Raw genomic sequence first — 18,661 nt, forward strand, 5'->3', positions numbered from 1 at the left:
CCCGTGACCTCCTCATTACCAATGAGGTGCGCTACCACCTGTGCCACATCAGCTTGTTTGCCGGACTTTATTTCGCTCGACACGCACTACTATACTACTTTCCGAATGTTTTGTCAACACCTTTTTTAAGTTTTTTTATTTTTATTAAAAAAGACATCAATTTAGCTCTCCGACTATACAAAGAGCTAAATTGTGTCAAAATTCATGCTATCTGTTCATGTTATTTCAACTCACAGTCGGTATTTTTACGGAGTCTGACATGTCGAAAATAGTTTGATCAAAAACATCGTATGCTTTAAAAACGTCTCTGTCTTACAATCTCGTATGCCAGAACACCCATAGCTACAGATGCGTTTAAGGAATCGATGTCACCCTTCATTGGGATAGAGGCAACCATATCACAATGTTCCTTTACAAGTCTTGATACACCTTCTCCTTCATTTCCAATGACAAGACCGATAGGTCCCTTCAAATTAAGGGAATACATTTCCTCGCCGTCCATATCTGCACAGACAAACCACATTCCCTCTTTCTTTAAGTCTTCCATTACAGTAACAAGATTTGTTACTTTTGCAACAGGCGTATAATTCACTGCACCTGCAGAGGTACGTGCAACTGTCGCTGTTAAACCAACTGCTCTGCGCTTTGGAATGATTACACCATGTGCACCTGCCTGATTTGCAGTACGAATGATAGCACCTAAATTGTGCGGATCTTCAATCCCATCAAGAAGCACAATAAACGGTGCCTCACCCTTTTTCTTTGCATTCTCTAAAATATCAGAGACCTCTGCGTACTCACATGCTGCACAATATGCAATCACGCCCTGATGATTCTTAGTCTCAGACAGCTGATCAAGACGCTCCTTCTTTACATACTGCACCATCGTATCCTGCTTCTTTGCTTCACGCAGGATCGTCTTTACAGGTCCGTCCTGACAGCCATCAAGTACAAACAGTCTGTCAACAGTTTTTCCGCTTCGAAATGCTTCAAGAACCGCGTTTCGGCCCTCTGTTAATGATTCATGATATCCCATATTTTCTTTATTCCTTCGTCCTTTCTTCTTCCTGATGCAGCTTCTCTTTTTCAGGTGCTTCGACGCACAGCACACCTGTGCGCACAAAGCCCTCTGAAAGAAGATCAAGCAAACGCTCCATCTCACCATTTAAATACAGATAACCACAAAGTGCCTCTAATCCAGTTGCATGACGATAATCAGACATCGTTGCATTCTTTGCTTTTGTAAAAGATCTTGCATTACGGCCTCTGCGGTAAGCAGATGTCTCTTCCTCTGTCAAAAGCGGTGCAATTGCAAATGCAATCGCGGCCTGTGAAGAGGCACGGCAGACATTGCTTGCCTGCTTGTTTAATTTATCAACCTGTGTATTTCCGTAGCTTACAAAAATCGTGCGGACAATCATATCGTAAATCCCATCGCCAATATAAGCAAGCACCAAAGGTGAATATTCCTTTGCAGGCATCTGCTTTAATAAAAATTTCTGTTGGATCTGTTCAAGCAGCTGCTGATTTTGTTCCATGTATTTCCTCTTTCTATATCTTTCTGATTTTTATTACACACGCTTCCAGGTCACACCCTGTCTTGTATCCTCAAGAATAATGCCCTTATCAGCAAGTTCTTTACGAATTTCATCGGCACGTGCAAAGTTCTTTGCCTTTCTTGCCTGCTTACGCTCCTCGATCAAAGCTTCGATATCAGCATCCAAAAGTTCTTCTTTTTTCTCAATGATAATACCAAGGATATCGCAAAGCTGCTTTAAAATCTCATACAGTGCCTTTGCTGCTTTTCCTGAAAGCTCATCTGTCTTATTTGTATTTACATATTTTACAAGCTCGAAAATAGCTGCAATTGCATCTGCTGTGTTAAAGTCATCCTCCATTGCTGCCTCAAACTTGCCTACATATTTCTTTGCTTCCTCGACTACTTCGCTCTCCTGATTAGTAAGCTCACCCTCGTTAGCAGACTGATTCTGAAGCCATGCAGCACATGTTAAGATACGATCAAGACCGTTCTTTGCTGCTTCCATAAGCTCTGCACTGAAATTTAATGGACTTCTGTAGTGTGCGCTTAACATAAAGAAACGAAGTACCTGAAGATCATACTTCTTCTCAATATCTCTTACTAACAGGAAGTTACCAAGTGACTTACTCATTTTTCTGTTATCAATATTTAAGAACGCATTGTGCATCCAATAATGAGAAAACTCTTTTCCGTTGCATGCCTCGCTTTGTGCAATCTCATTTTCATGATGTGGGAAAATTAAATCCTCACCACCGGCATGAATATCAATCTGCTCACCTAAGTATTTCTTTGACATAACAGAGCACTCAATATGCCATCCCGGACGTCCTTCGCTCCACGGAGATTCCCAGTATGGCTCTCCTTCCTTCTTTGGCTTCCACAAAACAAAATCAAGCGGGCTTTCCTTGTCTTCCTCGCCACTTACCTTTAAATCACGAAAACCTGACTGAAGATCATCAAGGTTCTTATGAGAAAGCTTACCATAATCCTTAAAACTTGCAGTACGGAAATAAACAGTGCCATTCTTCTCATACGCATGACCTTTTTCGATCAAGGTACTGATCATATCGATCATTCCATCGATTTCCTGTGTTGCAAGCGGATGAGTTGTCGCCGGCTTTACATTCATAGCAGCCATATCCTGCTTGCACTCCTTTATGAAACGCTCAGAGATAACAGATGCCTCAACACCTTCCTCATTTGCCTTTTTGATAATCTTATCATCTACATCAGTAAAATTTGAAACATAATTTACGTCATAGCCCTTGTATTCCATATAGCGGCGCACAGTATCAAATACGATCATCGGGCGTGCATTTCCAATATGAATATAATTGTATACTGTAGGACCGCAGACATACATTTTTACCTTTCCCGGCTCAAGCGGCTTAAATTCTTCTTTTCGTTTTGTTAATGTATTGTAGATTTCCATGTTTTTTCCTTTCTTCTTTTCGTTTTCATCTGTGATTTCTCAAACATTTGATACAGCTTAGCGTACTGCTTTTTAAGCTGTTCAATATCAGCAAGCACCGGATCTGGCATATGCACCTGATCAAGATCAGTTTGCGGCAATCGTACATTGTCACGTTTGACAACACGTCCTGGAACTCCTACCACCGTAGAATTTGGCGGAACTGGTTTTAGTACAACACTTCCAGCACCGATTTTACAGTTGTCTCCAATTGTAATGGAACCGAGAACCTTCGCGCCTGCACTGATCATAACATTATTTCCAATTGTCGGATGGCGTTTTCCATGCTCTTTTCCTGTACCGCCAAGTGTAACACCTTGATATAAGGTAACATTGTCACCAATCTCTGCTGTCTCTCCAATCACAACACCATGACCATGATCAATAAAAAATCCTTTTCCGATCTTAGCTCCTGGGTGGATCTCGATTCCAGTTCTTCGTGCTGTACACTGAGAGATCATACGCGCTGCAAAATATCTTTTTTTCAGATAAAGCCTGTGCGCAAGACGATACCAAAGTACTGCCCAGAAACAAGGATACAAAAATACCTCTGCCGGTGAATTAATTGCCGGATCCCGTTCTCTGATCAGCGAAATTTCATCAAGTACATATTGAACGATTCTCATGCCACTCCCTTCTTGCTTCGAAAATCTTTGTCCGCAGTTTTTTGATACAAGGTTTCCAAGGTCAAAAACAGTTTCGTGCAAGCACGAAATGTTTTAACTTTGGAAACCTTGTATCAAAAAAAATAACGTCCCCTGGCAAAAGCCAGGAGACGAAAAATTTTCCGCGGTTCCACTCCTGTGAGAGCATAGATGCTGACACTTATGCTGTATACACAGCCGGTGATAACGCAAACCAGCGTGCCATGCTACTTTATTCACACAGCCAGCTCCCGGATGCACTTCCTGTCTCACTCCACGAAGCAGGTTTTCAGCCTGGACCTGCTCTCTCTGACATTTCCTGTGACAGTACTCTTTCCGTTCAAAGCCTTTTCGAAGCTTTTTTTATTGTATGATGCAAAAATATCACAGATGTCTGTTTATTCACTGTATTACAGTGCTGCATCATTTCTAGTGTTACTATATGTGATGTTTTCGGATTTGTCAACCTTTTTTGGCTTCTTTGCCTTTGGATAAATCTTATAAAGTGTTTCATCATCATAATTTTCATCCAGCCACTGCTGTACAACATTGCTTGCTGGAATATTTTTTTCACGCTGATCCTGGCGCATAAGTGCCGCTGCTGACACAAGACTGTCTGCTACCATAAAAATGATAAGACACCATGTTATGATTTTTCCGGCAAGCATTGGAATTTTTTCAATCCACTTAGAAAGATAAGGATAAACTCCTTTCAACCATACAACACCTGCAATTCCCCAGAAAAAACAAAACAGCAAATTAATTCGTCCTCCGATATTAAACATAAAACCGCTGTAATCCCAGAAGATCTTTCCAAACACGATTTCCGTAAAAACGCTGCACAAATACTCGTATACACCGCCTAATACGGTTCCCATCGCAAAAATAAACGATGAGGAGCGATTTCTGTAGTTGTACAAAAGCGATGTTGCCACCACCATTGCAAGACCCCATACAATACTAAATGGACCCCATACAACGCTGCTTCTGCTCATCCAGTACCCCATCGTGATACGGCAAAATATAGTCTCTATCAAATCGCCTGCAAATGCACCTATAAAAAACAATAATACAAGCTTGTAAAAACTGCAGCCTTCAGCAAAAACGGTTATTTTTTCCTTCTCTACGCGTTCTCCCTCATTGATCGCAGGATATGCTTTTTCCACACGCATAAGGATATGCTTTTCAAGCCATCTTCCAAATCGTTTTTTTCTGCTATAGAGTTCGTGATCAATCTTTTGAATCGTATCATTTCTCTTTACACTGCCGCGAATGATATATGTAGATCCCAAAATATCAACTATTAACACACCAAGCAGTGCCCACAATGCAATCTGCATCATAAATGATGGTACCATATGATAAAGTTTCATCAAAACAGGTGTTACAAACTTAACTGATAAAACGCCTAAGATACCCCATACAATAGAATACTGCAGACAGATGTATCCATCAAGATTCCATCTTTTAGAAGAATAGTCCCACCATTTTTTATGATCCAATTTTTCAAGAATCTTTGCTGTAAACCACTCAAGAAGTGTACTAACTCCCGCACAGCCCAGAAACAAAATCGGTATCTCATCAAACAATTCTGGAAAGCCAATTGTTATAATTACTGCTGCAATGCCATATACAATACAAAGTGGGCTGTTTAGCATACCTCTGTTCATAAATTTTCGGTATTTTAAGACGCAAAAACACGTTTCTGCAATCCACCCAAAAAATGAATATACGAAAAAGAGCCAAAGACACCCGAATAAATCAAGTCCTCCCATTATTTTCCAGTTATCCTTTCAAATTTTCAATTTCTAAAAATCAGTTATAGATCAATTTTTACAGCCGCCACAGCCACCGCAGCCAATCGTACCGTCCATATAAAATTCCGGCTTATCAATTAAGCATACTGCCTGTGAAGAGATGCCCTCTCCTGTTCCTGTAAAGCCTAGTCCTTCTTCTGTTGTTGCCTTAATGTTTACCTGATCGAGTTCAAGATGAAGTGCCTCTGCAATATTTGCTCTCATCTGCTCACGATATCCGGCAAGCTTCGGTCTCTGTGCAATAACAGTTGCATCTATATTGCTGATGTAGTAACAATTTTCCTCAAGAAGTTCTCCTACTCTTTTTAGCAATTCTATGCTTGATGCTCCCTTATATGCCGGATCCGTGTCTGGAAAATGCTGACCAATATCTCCAAGTGCAGCCGCACCAAGCAGCGCATCCATTATTGCATGAAGCAGCACATCTGCGTCAGAATGACCAAGAAGTCCTTTTTCATACGGAATCTCTACACCGCCTAAAATCAGTTTGCGTCCCTCAACGAGGCGATGCACATCATATCCCATACCAACTCTCATATCAAATCTCCTTACCTTTCTTTGTTTTATAATTATCATTTCGTAATCCGCTCATTTTCTTCAAAAAATGGCTACTTACTCATGTTTTTGGCGAGTCAAGAAGTCAGAAATTCTCTTGCATCGGATTTCTGACCTTTTGACCCTGGTATCAATATCATATCACGACTCACTTTTATTTTCCACGCAGAATCTATAAAAATTTTCGGAATTTTTTAAAAAATTTGCTTGACATTTTCTTTGATATGCGCTATACTTCTCTTTGTCAAGGGGTCTTAGCTCAGCTGGGAGAGCATCTGCCTTACAAGCAGAGGGTCATAGGTTCGAGCCCTATAGGCCCCATCTTGGCGGAATAGCTCAGCTGGCTAGAGCACACGGTTCATACCCGTGGTGTCGAGAGTTCAAATCTCCCTTCCGCTACTGACTACAAGGATCGCGCAAGCGGTCCTTTTTTGTGTCATAAAATTTCATCCCACAAAAAAGGAGAGTCTTAATAATAACTCTCCTTTTCCAAAAAAAATTATTAACTAAATCCAAAGAAGCGCTGTGCCAAACCATATCCCCTGCATACAATCGCTCTTCCGACCTTACCTGGAAGATTTAGTGCAATTCCCTGAGCACTAAAACGAAGATGATGCCACATAGTTTGATTTTCTTTTTTCATATAGCTCCAAAGTGCTTCCTTTTTTTGTTTTGAATCCTCTGTGTTAATTAACGCATAATGAACTGTAGTTACCGTACACATAATCTGCAGATAGCTATATAAATAGCTGCGCAGCTTTTTGTTGCTGATCTTTTCAAGATCAAATGCATCAAAGATGATGCGATTGACGCGATCCTGCTGGTCGATTCGCTTCATCATAACCTGCTGATTAACAGACTGATCTTCTCTTCCCGTATAGTACATATAAAAATCTACATCCAGATAGTACATAACGCGCACATATGGAAATGGCTTGTATACATAAATATTATCAACATAGAATGTATGCTTTGGAAGCGTCAGGTTAATTCCCTTTAACAGACTGGTGCGGTATATTACTGCATGCATCAAAAGATAATGACCTGTCTGGAACTTACCTATTTCTTTCCAGCTAAAGAAACGTCCCCTTGGAAGTGTCTTGCGATAATCAATTGACTTCTGGCGAAGCACGTCACCATTCTCGTCATGACGATTGTAAACAAAATTGGAAATCAGCATATCAAGCTCATGATTTTTTTTGACAATACGGCGCAAAAAATCAAGCACCTGCTTATAAGCTTCTGGTGCAAGGCTATCATCACTGTCAACTACTTTAAAGAACAGACCTGTTGCATTTCTGATTCCCGTCGTTACTGCGTCTCCATGACCTCCGTTTTCCTTATGAATTGCCCGCACAATATTCGGATATTTTCTCTCATATTCGTCCGCAATTTCTGCTGTACGGTCTGTTGATCCGTCATCCACGATCAAAATCTCTACCTCATCACCACCCGGAAGCAGCGTTGCCATGCAGCGATCCAAATATGCCTCTGAATTATAGCTTGGAACTGTTATTGTTAAAAGTTTCATCATAAATACCTTTCTGTAACCTAGCAGCATATGCTGCAGTGCAAATTTTCCTGTACAAATACCATACAAGGTGATTATATACAATTTTTCAGGCTACTGCAAGGTCTTTTTGTCAAATACAAAAGTTACTGTTTATGAAAGCCCCTCGGTGCAATAGTTTCTGGCTTATTCGTGAACTGTAATATACACAACTCCTGCAGCTGTTCCTGCAAGACCAATGATGCAGGCAGCCACTGCATATGTCTGCAAATAGCTGCTAAGCCATGTGCTTTGCTGTACAATAATAGATATGAGGTTGGCTGATACATGCAAAATAATTGGTGCTGTAAGCTTTGCGAACCGTTCATATGCCCAAACAAGAAGTGCTCCTAAAATAAATGCGTACAGTGCCTGAAGCAGATTGCCATGAACTGCGGCAAAAATCAAAAGCGCTGCCAAGGCTGACGGCCCCACACTAAGCCACGTACGCATTCTTCTGTAAAGGATACCGCGAAATAAAAGTTCCTCTGCCACTGGTGCTGCAATGCCAACTACAAGTATCTGAAGCCACAGCTTATCTGAATAAAGTGCCTTTGCTACGTTTTTTGCATCTTCTTCTCTGATTGTCTTTAACCCAGTTAACTCAAACAGCATATTAACGCCAATACAGGCACATATTCCAATAATAATCATGATGATTACAGAATAAAGTGACAGCTTCTTGCCTTCCCAGCGAATCTGTTTGGAATCTTTATAAAATAAAATTCCCATAATTATAATACAGGACACTTTTTCAATCAGATTTGCCATCAGACCGCCGTTTGGATAAATACCTAGCACTGCCATTCCTATAGCCATATAGATGACGAGCGGATAGATCAAATTGATCAGTCGCCTCGACAATGGTTGATATCTCATTTTTTATTTCCTTTTCTTATTTTTTCTTCACGTTTTTTCTGATCTGCTTTTTTCATGCGAGCACGAAAAGCCTCTTCTGACTGCCGCTTTTGCTGTGCTTTTGACACAGCAAGAGCTACTGCCTGCTTTTTCTCCTCAAAAGCTATTTTTTTCTCTTCAACAGCCTCCTGCACTAGCTGTTTTCGCTCCTCTGCTGCCAGTCTCCGTTCTTCTGCTGCCGCTTCTGCCGCCAATTTTCCCTCTGCTACAGCATCCGCCACTGCCTGCTTCTTCTCTTCTACACTCTCCTGTACAGCCTCTGCCTGTGCCTTTAGCTTCTCTGCAAATTTCTTAGAATTGATTTCTAAGTTCGGATATGCCTCTCCGATACGGCGAAGCAGTACCGGATCCTCGCGAAGAAGTTGGCGCACCTTTGTGCTGACTTCCTCAGAATTATCTGCTTCTACGCCATCAATTTCCTTTTTAACAAGATTAAATGCAATATGTGATACAATATTATCCCAGATCATCAGCATAACAATTGCACCTGACAGCGTATAAAGAATCCACTGCGGAATGGCATGAATCCATTTCATCAAAACTGGATCAATCAGCTTTACAATTGCCACACCTCCAATTCCAAATAATACCAAGTTTCCAATCCAAATACGGCCATGCAGATTCATTGGCTTTTGGCTGTAATCCCACCAGCGCGCATGGAACATTTTTTCCATGTACCAGCTGACAAAATATTCTAGGACTCCGCAGAGTACAAAAGACGCCAAAAACGTCACAATATAGCTTGCATTTCCGATCAGTCCACCAACTAAAACTGTTACAACAACGGCACCTGAGCCATAAATCGGACAATATGGACCAATTAAAAATCCACGGTTAATAAAACGGTGAAACTGTATATACTTTAATATCACTTCCATGCACCATCCGGCGACAGAATAGCAAAAAAATAGTACGATAAGCTCTGCTATTGTTTGTCTAAGCATTCAATTTTCTCCTTTCAAAACGCATAAGGGGACAATATTTCTATTGTCCCCTGGTGTTGTTTTTAAATAGGTCCCAAAGCCATGTGCTTTCTCGTGCAAGCACGAGCGCACTCTGGCTTTTGTCCCCTGGTGTCTCAAATGGTTGCGATATCGATCAGTGTCAGCTGCTCTTCTCTATTCTCAAGACTAGTAATCAATGCCTTTGCTGTATCGATTGCTGTCAGTACATTTACACCTGTCTCGATTGCATTTCTACGGATAATAAAACCATCATGGCTGTGCTCTGCGCCCTGTGTTGGTGTATCAATGACAAGATCAATCTGATGGCCAAGAATCAAATCAAGAAGATTCGGTGAATCCTGCTCCAGCTTGCTTATATAAAGTGTATCCACTCCCTTTGCACGAAGTGCTGCTCCTGTTCCCTTTGTCGCATAGATCTCGTAGCCAATTGCCTTGAAACGTCTTGCAATATCTACGATCTCTTCCTTATCATCATCGCGAACTGTAATAATCATCTTCTTATACTTTGGAAGATGGAAGCCTGCACCAAGGAAAGCCTTATAAAGTGCCTCGTTAAAGGTCTTGCCGATTCCAAGACACTCACCTGTTGACTTCATCTCTGGTCCAAGTGCAATATCAGCTCCGCGCAGCTTCTCAAAGGAGAATACCGGCATCTTAATTGCGTAATAATCTGCTTCCTTTTGCAAACCTGGCTCATAACCAAGACCACGAATTGTATTTCCAATGATGACCTGTGTTGCCAGATCAACAATCGGGATTCCTGTTACCTTACTGATATACGGTACGGTACGTGAAGAACGCGGATTAACCTCGATTACATAAACAGCTCCCTGATACTCGATAAACTGAATATTAATCAGACCTCTTACATGAAGCGCTCTTGCCAGACGCTTTGTATACTCAACGATAGTTTCTTTTGTCTTCTGACTTATGCTCTTTGCCGGATAAACAGAAATACTATCACCAGAGTGGATACCTGCACGCTCAATGTGCTCCATGATACCAGGAATCAAAATATCCTGTCCATCACATACAGCATCAACCTCAAGCTCCTTACCCATCAGATATTTATCTACAAGAATCGGATGCTCTTGTGCATAACGATTGATAATACCAATATACTGCGTAATATCCTCATCGTTGATTGCAATCTGCATACCCTGACCGCCAAGAACGTATGACGGACGAACAAGAACTGGATAACCAAGCTCATGCGCAACCTTTAATGCCTCTTCTACTGTAAATACAGTGCCGCCTGATGCACGCGGAATCTTTGTCTCGCGAAGAATCTGGTCAAACAGCTCACGATCCTCTGCCGCATCAACGTCTTTTGCGCTCGTTCCAAGAATCGGAACTCCCATCTTCATTAAGGCCTCAGTCAGCTTAATTGCTGTCTGACCGCCAAACTGAACAACAGCGCCGTCTGGATGCTCCAGATTTACAATACTCTCCACATCTTCTGGTGTCAGTGGCTCAAAATACAGCTTATCTGCAATATCGAAATCGGTTGAAACTGTTTCAGGGTTATTATTGATGATAACAGTCTCATAGCCTTCCTTTGCAAATGCCCACGTACAATGAACAGAACAGAAGTCAAACTCAATACCCTGTCCGATACGGATAGGTCCAGAACCAAGAACAAGAACCTTCTTTCTTCCCTCTGTCTTTTTCGCCTCATTCTCGCTTCCAAAAACAGAATAATAATATGGTGTAGTTGCTGCAAACTCTGCTGCACATGTATCAACCATCTTAAAGGCTGCTGTGATGCCATTGTCATAGCGCATCTTCTTTACCTGATCCTCAGTCTTGCCGCTTAAGGATGCGATTAACTTATCCGGGAATTCAATACGCTTTGCTTCCTTTAACAGATCAGGAGTAAGTTCTTCTGTTTTCAGACGTGTCTCCATCTCTACAAGAATAGCAATCTTGTCAATAAACCACGGATCAATCATTGTGATCTGATGGATCTTTTCATAGCTGTAGCCTCTGCGGATTGCCTCTGCAATGCGGAAGATTCTGCGGTCATCGACAATACTCATCTGCTCCTCAAACTCATCTGCCGTCAGCTTGCTGTACTCATCTGTTACAAGGCTGTCAACATGCTGCTCAAGAGAACGAAGTGCCTTCATAAGACCACCCTCGAAGTTATCACAGATTGCCATAACTTCTCCTGTTGCCTTCATCTGTGTTGTCAGCTTTCTTGATGCACTGATAAACTTATCAAATGGCAGTCTCGGAATCTTGACAACGCAGTAGTCTAACATTGGCTCGAAACTTGCGAAGGTTTTCTTTGTGATGGCATTCGGAATCTCATCAAGAGTGTAGCCAAGTGCAATCTTTGCTGCAACCTTTGCAATCGGATAACCTGTTGCCTTTGATGCCAGTGCAGAGGAACGGCTTACACGCGGGTTTACCTCAATAACACAATACTCAAAGCTGTCTGGCTTTAATGCGTACTGAACGTTACATCCTCCAGTAATCTTTAACTCACTGATGATATTTAACGCTGAGGTACGAAGCATCTGATATTCCTTATCACCAAGCGTCTGAGACGGTGCAACAACTATACTATCTCCTGTATGAACACCAACAGGGTCAATGTTTTCCATGTTGCAGACTGTAATTACATTTCCTGCACCATCACGCATTACCTCGTACTCAATCTCTTTCCATCCTGCGATGCAGCGCTCAACCAAAACCTCACCTACACGGGAAAGACGAAGACCATTTCCTAAAATTTCCTCCATCTGCTCTTTGTCATATGCGATTCCGCCGCCGCTTCCTCCAAGTGTGTAGGCAGGACGAAGAACAACTGGATAACCGATCTGTTCTGCAAATTCAAGACCATCTGGAATGTTGTGAACAACCTTAGATGCTGCACAAGGCTCTCCAATCTTTTCCATTGTATCCTTAAATTCCTGACGATCCTCTGCCTTTCTGATCGTCTCTGGTGTAGTACCAATCAAACGGCATCCATATTTTTCAAGAATACCTTTCTCTGCAAGCTCCATACCAAGATTTAGACCAGCCTGACCTCCCAGTGTCGGAAGAACACTGTCAGGACGCTCTTTTTCGATAATCTGCTCTAACACCTCTGCTGTTAACGGCTCGATATAGACATGATCAGCAATTCTTTTATCTGTCATAATCGTCGCCGGATTAGAGTTTACAAGAACAACTGATACACCCTCCTCCTTTAATGAACGGCAGGCCTGTGTACCTGCATAGTCAAACTCTGCTGCCTGGCCGATGACAATCGGACCCGAACCAATTACAAGAACCTTCTTTATACTGCTATCCTTTGGCATTGCTGTGTTTCCTCCTGTCGTCTATTATTTATTTTTTCCTGCTGCCATCATATCTAAAAATCTATCAAACAAGTAAGCACTGTCCTGCGGTCCCGGGCAAGCCTCCGGATGATACTGAACTGTAAAAATGTTCTTTCCTGTATAAGAAAGACCCTCATTTGTTCCATCATTTACATTTACAAATGCCGGCACAGCAACATTTGGATCAAGCTTGTCGGTATCTACAACATAGCCATGATTTTGAGAGGTAATATAAACTCTTCCTGTCTTTAAATCCTTTACCGGATGATTGCCGCCGCGATGACCATATTTCATCTTATGTGTATCAAGACCATTTGCCAGTGCCATCAGCTGATGACCAAGACAAATTGCAAAAATCGGAACGTTAGAATCATACAGCTTTTTGATCTCCTTAATGATCTCTGTACACTCCTTCGGGTCTCCAGGACCGTTTGAAAGCATAATGCCATCAGGATTTGCTGCAAGAATATCCTCTGCTTTTGTGTCAGCAGGATAAATGGTAACTTCACAACCTCTCTTATGCAGTGAGTCGCCAATATTTTTCTTTGCACCAAGATCAAGAAGTGCTACCTTGTAGCCATCTCCCGGCAATACTTCTCTTTCTTTACATGTAGTTGCCATTACTACGCCAGTCGGAGAATATGCCTTAAGCTTTGGAAGGATCTCCTCCAAGTCAAAATCCTCTCTGCGTGTAATCATACCATTCATGGTTCCCTTCTCACGCAAAAGCTGTGTCAATGCTCTAGTATCAATTCCACAGATTCCTGGAATTTCATTTTTCTCAAGAAACTCCTGAATAGTTCCCTGACTTCTGAAGTTGCTTGGCATACGGGACAACTCACGTACAATATAGCCATCCGGCCACGGACGCTTTGACTCCATATCCTCATAACAGATTCCATAATTACCGATCAGCGGATAAGTCATTACAACAGCCTGACCCGCATAAGAAGGATCTGTAAGTACCTCTAGGTAGCCTGTCATTGAAGTATTAAAAACAATCTCACTGATGATTTCTTTATCTGCGCCAATCGCTGTACCTGTAAATACATGTCCATCCTCTAAAATTAGAAATGCCTTCATTGGTTCACCATGCCCTTTCGCCAAAAATAAAGACGGTACACATACGTGCACCGTCCGCAATTCTCTATCCAGGCGGTACCTCGCCTTGAATTTTGTTGTTATCTAAAATATAGTACCATGGATAAATTATTTTTTCAAGTCCTAAAACAAATTTCTGCATAATTGCAAAATTTTTGTGCTCTTTATTTATGTGCACCGTTCAATTCCCACAAAACAATTAGTTTTCAAACTCAACATAGATTTCAAACGTACTGCCCTTTCGTTCTTTTGAAACAACTTTGCCCTCACGGCTTTTAATGCGCTCCGCATTCTTATAATTTTTGGACATAGCCAGCGCCGGAACAATTGTATAGTAATACGAAAATGGAAGCTGTCCCTCAATGATCGTCACACTATCTCCTATATTTAAGACATCGCGCTCCATATGAAACAATTCTTTTCTCATCTCAAAACCTCACAATTGCTTACTTTACAACAACTGCATTAAATGGTAAGATCTCAACCTTGCCGCTTACTGCCTCGCCGTTTAAAAGATTAGTTCCATTTTTTGCCAACTGAACAGTTGCAGGCGTTGCGTTATAGTTGACATAGAAATCAAAGGTGCTGCCATCTTCTGCTGTACGTGTCAGATACTCTACTCCCTCTGGAAGCTCTTTTTCCTTAATACCGCATTCTGACCAGATTGGTGTAAAGAATTTAATCAGATCCGCTTCTTCCATTCTTGTTCCAATATAATATGCCTTTCCCTTTCCATAGGAGTGTACAGTTACTGCCGGCATACCTGCATAGAAATCGCTCTCGTATGTACCAAGAACTTCTGCCCCTGTAAGCTTAATCAACTCACAGTAATCCTTTACTAAAGCCTTGTTTCCATCCTTCATCAAAACTGCATTTGAATCCGTTGGATATAATGTGTCAAGCTCTTCAGCATACAGACCAAAGACCTCTCCAAGACCTGCGCCCGGAAAGCCGCCTAAGTATGCCAGCGTATTTTCATTTACATATGCAGTCAGATATGTTGCCACTACTGTTCCGCCATTTTTTACATATTCCTTTAACCATTCACCAGCCTCCTTGGATACAGCATAATACATTGGCAGTACAACAAGACTGTATGAAGACAAATCCTCAAGTGGGAATACTATATCTGCATTGATGCCCTTCTTTAAATGAATATCGTAAAATTTGCGTACTTCCTTCTCATAATTTTTCGTATCACGCGCCATGCCCTGCATGTCCTTAATCGCCCAGCGGTTGCTCCAATCAAAAAGAACAGCAGCCTTTGACGTTACCTTTGAACCTGTAACTGGTGCCAACTTCTTTAAAATTTCTCCAACCTCTGATACTTCTTTGAATACTCTTGTGTCATCTCTTCCAAGATGATCTACAACAGCGCCATGAAACTGTTCCGCTGCACCGCGACCTTTTCTCCACTGGAAATACTGAACTGTATCGCTTCCACAGCCAATCGTCTGAATGCTGCTTGCGCGAAGGATGCCCGGACGCTTTAATTTATTTACAGAATGCCAGTTAACAAGACTTGGTGTGCTCTCCATAAGCATAAATGGCTTATCCTTCTTTAAGCTTCTCATAACTGTATGATCAAAGCTAAGCTCTGCCGCAGTATCTGCCGGTGTCTCATAATCATTATTCCAGCTCGGATAACCATCCCACGAAATAATATCAATCTCCTTTGCCAGATCCACATAATCTAACTGTTCAAACAGCTTCATAAAGTTTGCTGTTGCTGGAACCTGAGGCGTATACTTCTTTAAAATTCTGCGCTCAAATGCAAGGTAATCTTTCATATTCCAGGAGTTAAAACGCTTCCAATCCAGATTTAATCCCAGAATAGAATGCTCTCCATTGTCATACGGCGGCTCTATCTGCTCAAAAGAGTCAAAACGGCGGCTCCAGAAGGAGGTCCACCACTGCTTATTCAGTTCTTCAATGTTATTGTGATACTTCTCTCTTAAATATTCCTGAAACCGCTTTTTGCAGTTTTCACAATAGCACTCTCCTCCAAACTCATTTGAAATATGCCATAAAATGAGTCCTGGATGATTTCCAAATTCCTGCGCAAGCTTTGTATCCATCTTCTCAACAAGTGAACGGTATTCTAAAGAACTCATGCAGTGATTGTGTCTGCCGCTGTGATGATTTCTGCGTCCATCTTTCTCGACGCGAAGAACGGACGGATATTTTTCATCCATCCATGCCGGTCTGGCTCCTGTCGGCGTTGCCAAAACAGTATAAATACCATTTTCATATAATTTATCCATGATATCATGAAGCCATCCAAACTGGAAGTTTCCTTCCTGCGGCTCAAGTGTAGACCAGGAAAATACACCGACTGTTGCCGTGTTTACTCCTGCCTTTTTCATCATTTTAATATCCTCCTCAAGGATATCAGGACGATCCAGCCACTGGTCTGGATTGTAGTCGCCTCCGTGCAGGAGAGCTGGGATTTTTGGAAATAAAACAGACATATTCTTTTTCCTTTCGTGGATTTATTTATATGATACCAGGGTCAAAAGCTCCAAAAGCCGTTCGTGCTTGCACGATTAGGTTTTTGAGCTTGGGACCCGCAAAAACATGAGGATGCAGCGATTTTCAAGGAAAATCAGCGAATCCGAATGTTTTTAGAATTGCGAAAGTTGCATAGCAACGGAGCAATTCGTGGATATCAGTTGGGGCAAAATACCTTTTGACCCCCGCCTCATTTATATAGTGTTATTACATAAGAGGTGAGAATAACCTTAATATCAGCTGTGATAAGCGAAGGCGTCTTGTCCTTTCAGATGGCTCCTTTGACATATCCTTACAGATTGGAAATAGTGCGTCAAAATCTTCCTTTACATGAGAAACTGCTTCATACCCACAAAAAAGCGCTGCATTTTCAAAATGAAGATACAAACTTCTGAAATCAAGATTGATCGTTCCCACTACAACAATCTCTCCATCGCAGATACATTGCTTTTCATGCATGAAGCCCGGCGTATATTCATAAATCTTAACACCATGCTTTAAGAGCTGCGGATAATACGATTTTGTTACCTGAAAAATTGTTTTTTTATCAGGAATGCCAGGTGTAATAATTCGCACATCAACACCGCGCTTTGCTGCTCCAGTGAGCTCTCTTGTCATCTCATCGCTTAGAATCAAATATGGTGTCGTAAAATAAATATATTTTTTTGCATGACGCAGCAGATTCATATAAACATTTTCACCTGCTGGTTCCTTATCAAGCGGACTATCACCGTAAAGCGCAAAAAAGCCCTGTTCCTTTGCTTTATAAGGATATACTGGAAGATATTTTTCAATATCGACATCCTGTTCTCTAAGTGCATTCCACATTTCCAGAAACAGAATCGTTGCCGTTTGCACAGCATCTCCCTCAAAACGTATTCCACTATCCTTCCACTGCCCATACGGATGCGTGATATTAAAATATTCATCTGCTAAATTATAGCCACCCGTGTAAGCAACCTTTCCATCAATAACGGTAATCTTTCTGTGATCACGATTATTCATGAAAATATTAAGCACCGGCATAATCGGGTTAAACACACGACACTGAATTCCCATACTTTCCATGTATTTGATAAAACGTGGATTTAAAAATCCTATACAGCCGGCATCATCATACAAAATACGAATTTCTACGCCTTCTCTTGCCTTTGCCATCAAAACCTTGCGCAATGCCTGAAAAGACTCTGCCATCTCAATCGCATGGTACTCCAAAAAGATAAACTTTTTTGCCTGCATCATATCTTCTAGCTGAGCCGCCATTGCATCACAGGTATCTCCATAATACTTCACATCTGTATTTTTGTAAACAGGACTTGATGCACATTTCCACAAATATTTAAAGTCATTTGCAAGCCGCTCATCCTTTTTTGACAATTCCTCAATAATCTGTTCATCCTGATTAAGATATGCAAATAATTGCTGATCAATTTTACGATAACGTGCTCGCACTTTTTTTGTTGCCCCTGATCGGCCAAATAAAAAGAAAACGCATATTCCAACAATAGGTGCCACTGTAATAAGTATAATCCATGGCAATTTAAACGCAGCATTGGTATCCATACTATATACAGCTAACACAAGCACAAGCTCAATAGCTACTGTTAATAATGTAATAATTTGTGAATACTGGTTTAAACGCATTACCAGCACCACTACCCAGATAATCTGAATCAATACACCAATTCCTGCTATAATTAGTCTTCTGACACTGTTTTTCATCGAAGACTTATTTTCTTCTATCATATATCCTCCCTTTTTCGTATTGTCGTTTCTATTTTTTATTCTTACTTTTTATCTTTTGCTCTAATTTGTTCATTACTCATCTGATACTTTCAGGCAAAACCAAAATGTACTTCCTTGTCCTAATGTACTGTCAACACCATACTGCGCATTATGAAGTTCTAAAATCTTTCGCACAATTGCAAGACCAAGTCCACTTCCATTAAAGCTTCGCCGGTGTTCCTTATCTACCTTATAATAGCGTTCCCAGACAAGCGGTAAATTCTCCTTTGCAATTCCCAGTCCAAAATCCTGCACCGATACCTTCACAGTATCACCTATACACTCCTGACGTACGGTAACGTGTCTTGAATCACCTGAATAATTTAACGCATTATTGATCAAATTGTAAACAACCTGATATATCTTAAACTCATCAGCATCTACAAAAATTTCTTTATCATGATCACAAATTAGCTCAATCTTGACATACTCCCACGGTTAAAACCGTGGGATTCCTTAGATTCTTGTAGCGTCAT

Annotated in this window: 15 protein-coding genes, 2 tRNA genes and 1 other annotated feature; of the genes, 2 read left to right on the forward strand and 15 right to left on the reverse strand. The window is 41.2% G+C overall.

What is annotated here, in order from left to right; all coding sequences use genetic code 11:
* Positions 1 to 295 precede the first annotated feature (295 nt).
* The 6 genes from rlmB to ispF form a co-directional block, all read right to left on the reverse strand.
* A complete protein-coding gene (gene rlmB, locus WJP93_RS11355) occupies positions 296 to 1,036 on the reverse strand; it encodes a 23S rRNA (guanosine(2251)-2'-O)-methyltransferase RlmB (protein ID WP_118612097.1) in 741 nt (246 codons plus the stop codon).
* A gap of 7 nt (positions 1,037 to 1,043) precedes the next feature.
* On the reverse strand, positions 1,044 to 1,538 hold the full coding sequence (locus WJP93_RS11360) for a ribonuclease III domain-containing protein (protein WP_337548393.1): 495 nt from the start codon (positions 1,536 to 1,538) through the stop codon (positions 1,044 to 1,046).
* A 33-nt stretch (positions 1,539 to 1,571) separates the two neighbouring features.
* Positions 1,572 to 2,972, reverse strand: coding sequence for a cysteine--tRNA ligase (cysS, locus tag WJP93_RS11365; protein ID WP_337548395.1), 1,401 nt, complete (start codon positions 2,970 to 2,972; stop codon positions 1,572 to 1,574).
* Positions 2,951 to 3,637, reverse strand: a complete 687-nt coding sequence (gene epsC, locus WJP93_RS11370; protein ID WP_227099984.1) for a serine O-acetyltransferase EpsC — start codon at positions 3,635 to 3,637, stop codon at positions 2,951 to 2,953. The genes cysS and epsC overlap by 22 nt, the downstream gene beginning before the upstream one ends.
* A 142-nt stretch (positions 3,638 to 3,779) precedes the next feature.
* Positions 3,780 to 4,008, reverse strand: a binding site (T-box leader).
* A gap of 57 nt (positions 4,009 to 4,065) precedes the next feature.
* On the reverse strand, positions 4,066 to 5,430 hold the full coding sequence (locus WJP93_RS11375) for a putative ABC transporter permease (protein ID WP_337548398.1): 1,365 nt from the start codon (positions 5,428 to 5,430) through the stop codon (positions 4,066 to 4,068).
* Between the two features lie 51 nt (positions 5,431 to 5,481).
* On the reverse strand, positions 5,482 to 6,009 hold the full coding sequence (gene ispF / locus WJP93_RS11380; RefSeq protein ID WP_118612092.1) for a 2-C-methyl-D-erythritol 2,4-cyclodiphosphate synthase: 528 nt from the start codon (positions 6,007 to 6,009) through the stop codon (positions 5,482 to 5,484).
* Positions 6,010 to 6,275: 266 nt separating this feature from the next.
* Here ispF and WJP93_RS11385 point away from each other — a divergent pair.
* Both WJP93_RS11385 and WJP93_RS11390 read left to right on the forward strand, forming a co-directional pair.
* A tRNA-Val gene (locus WJP93_RS11385) sits at positions 6,276 to 6,348 on the forward strand.
* Between the two features lie 4 nt (positions 6,349 to 6,352).
* Positions 6,353 to 6,426: transfer RNA gene (locus WJP93_RS11390), tRNA-Met, on the forward strand.
* Positions 6,427 to 6,529: 103 nt separating this feature from the next.
* On the opposite strand, the gene WJP93_RS11395 is transcribed toward WJP93_RS11390, so the two are convergent.
* From WJP93_RS11395 to WJP93_RS11435, 9 genes are all read right to left on the reverse strand, one after another.
* Positions 6,530 to 7,558: a glycosyltransferase family 2 protein gene (locus WJP93_RS11395; RefSeq protein ID WP_337548406.1), complete on the reverse strand. Its 1,029-nt coding sequence runs from the start codon at positions 7,556 to 7,558 to the stop codon at positions 6,530 to 6,532.
* Positions 7,559 to 7,723: 165 nt separating this feature from the next.
* Positions 7,724 to 8,455, reverse strand: coding sequence for a CPBP family intramembrane glutamic endopeptidase (locus WJP93_RS11400; protein ID WP_337548399.1), 732 nt, complete (start codon positions 8,453 to 8,455; stop codon positions 7,724 to 7,726).
* Positions 8,452 to 9,438, reverse strand: a complete 987-nt coding sequence (locus WJP93_RS11405) for a putative ABC transporter permease (protein WP_118612089.1) — start codon at positions 9,436 to 9,438, stop codon at positions 8,452 to 8,454. Before WJP93_RS11405 ends, WJP93_RS11400 begins: the two co-directional genes overlap by 4 nt.
* Positions 9,439 to 9,572: 134 nt before the next feature.
* Entirely contained in the window at positions 9,573 to 12,767 is a 3,195-nt protein-coding gene (gene carB / locus WJP93_RS11410; protein WP_118612088.1) for a carbamoyl-phosphate synthase large subunit, read from the reverse strand.
* 24 nt (positions 12,768 to 12,791) lie between these two features.
* The gene (locus WJP93_RS11415) at positions 12,792 to 13,871 is read right to left on the reverse strand and encodes a carbamoyl phosphate synthase small subunit (protein ID WP_337548401.1); all 1,080 of its coding nucleotides are present in this window, start codon (positions 13,869 to 13,871) and stop codon (positions 12,792 to 12,794) included.
* A 217-nt stretch (positions 13,872 to 14,088) separates the two neighbouring features.
* A complete protein-coding gene (locus WJP93_RS11420) occupies positions 14,089 to 14,316 on the reverse strand; it encodes a hypothetical protein (RefSeq protein ID WP_118612086.1) in 228 nt (75 codons plus the stop codon).
* Between the two features lie 19 nt (positions 14,317 to 14,335).
* A complete protein-coding gene (locus WJP93_RS11425; protein WP_337548402.1) occupies positions 14,336 to 16,360 on the reverse strand; it encodes a beta-galactosidase in 2,025 nt (674 codons plus the stop codon).
* A 247-nt stretch (positions 16,361 to 16,607) separates the two neighbouring features.
* Positions 16,608 to 18,146 carry a cardiolipin synthase gene (gene cls, locus WJP93_RS11430; protein WP_337548404.1) on the reverse strand — a complete coding sequence of 513 codons (1,539 nt, stop codon included), beginning with the start codon at positions 18,144 to 18,146 and terminating at the stop codon, positions 16,608 to 16,610.
* A gap of 72 nt (positions 18,147 to 18,218) precedes the next feature.
* Positions 18,219 to 18,605, reverse strand: coding sequence for an ATP-binding protein (locus WJP93_RS11435; RefSeq protein WP_337548408.1), 387 nt, complete (start codon positions 18,603 to 18,605; stop codon positions 18,219 to 18,221).
* Positions 18,606 to 18,661 lie beyond the last annotated feature (56 nt).

Origin of the sequence: Anthropogastromicrobium sp. (assembly GCF_037349415.1) — a bacterium.
Taxonomy (GTDB): domain Bacteria; phylum Bacillota; class Clostridia; order Lachnospirales; family Lachnospiraceae; genus Anthropogastromicrobium; species Anthropogastromicrobium aceti.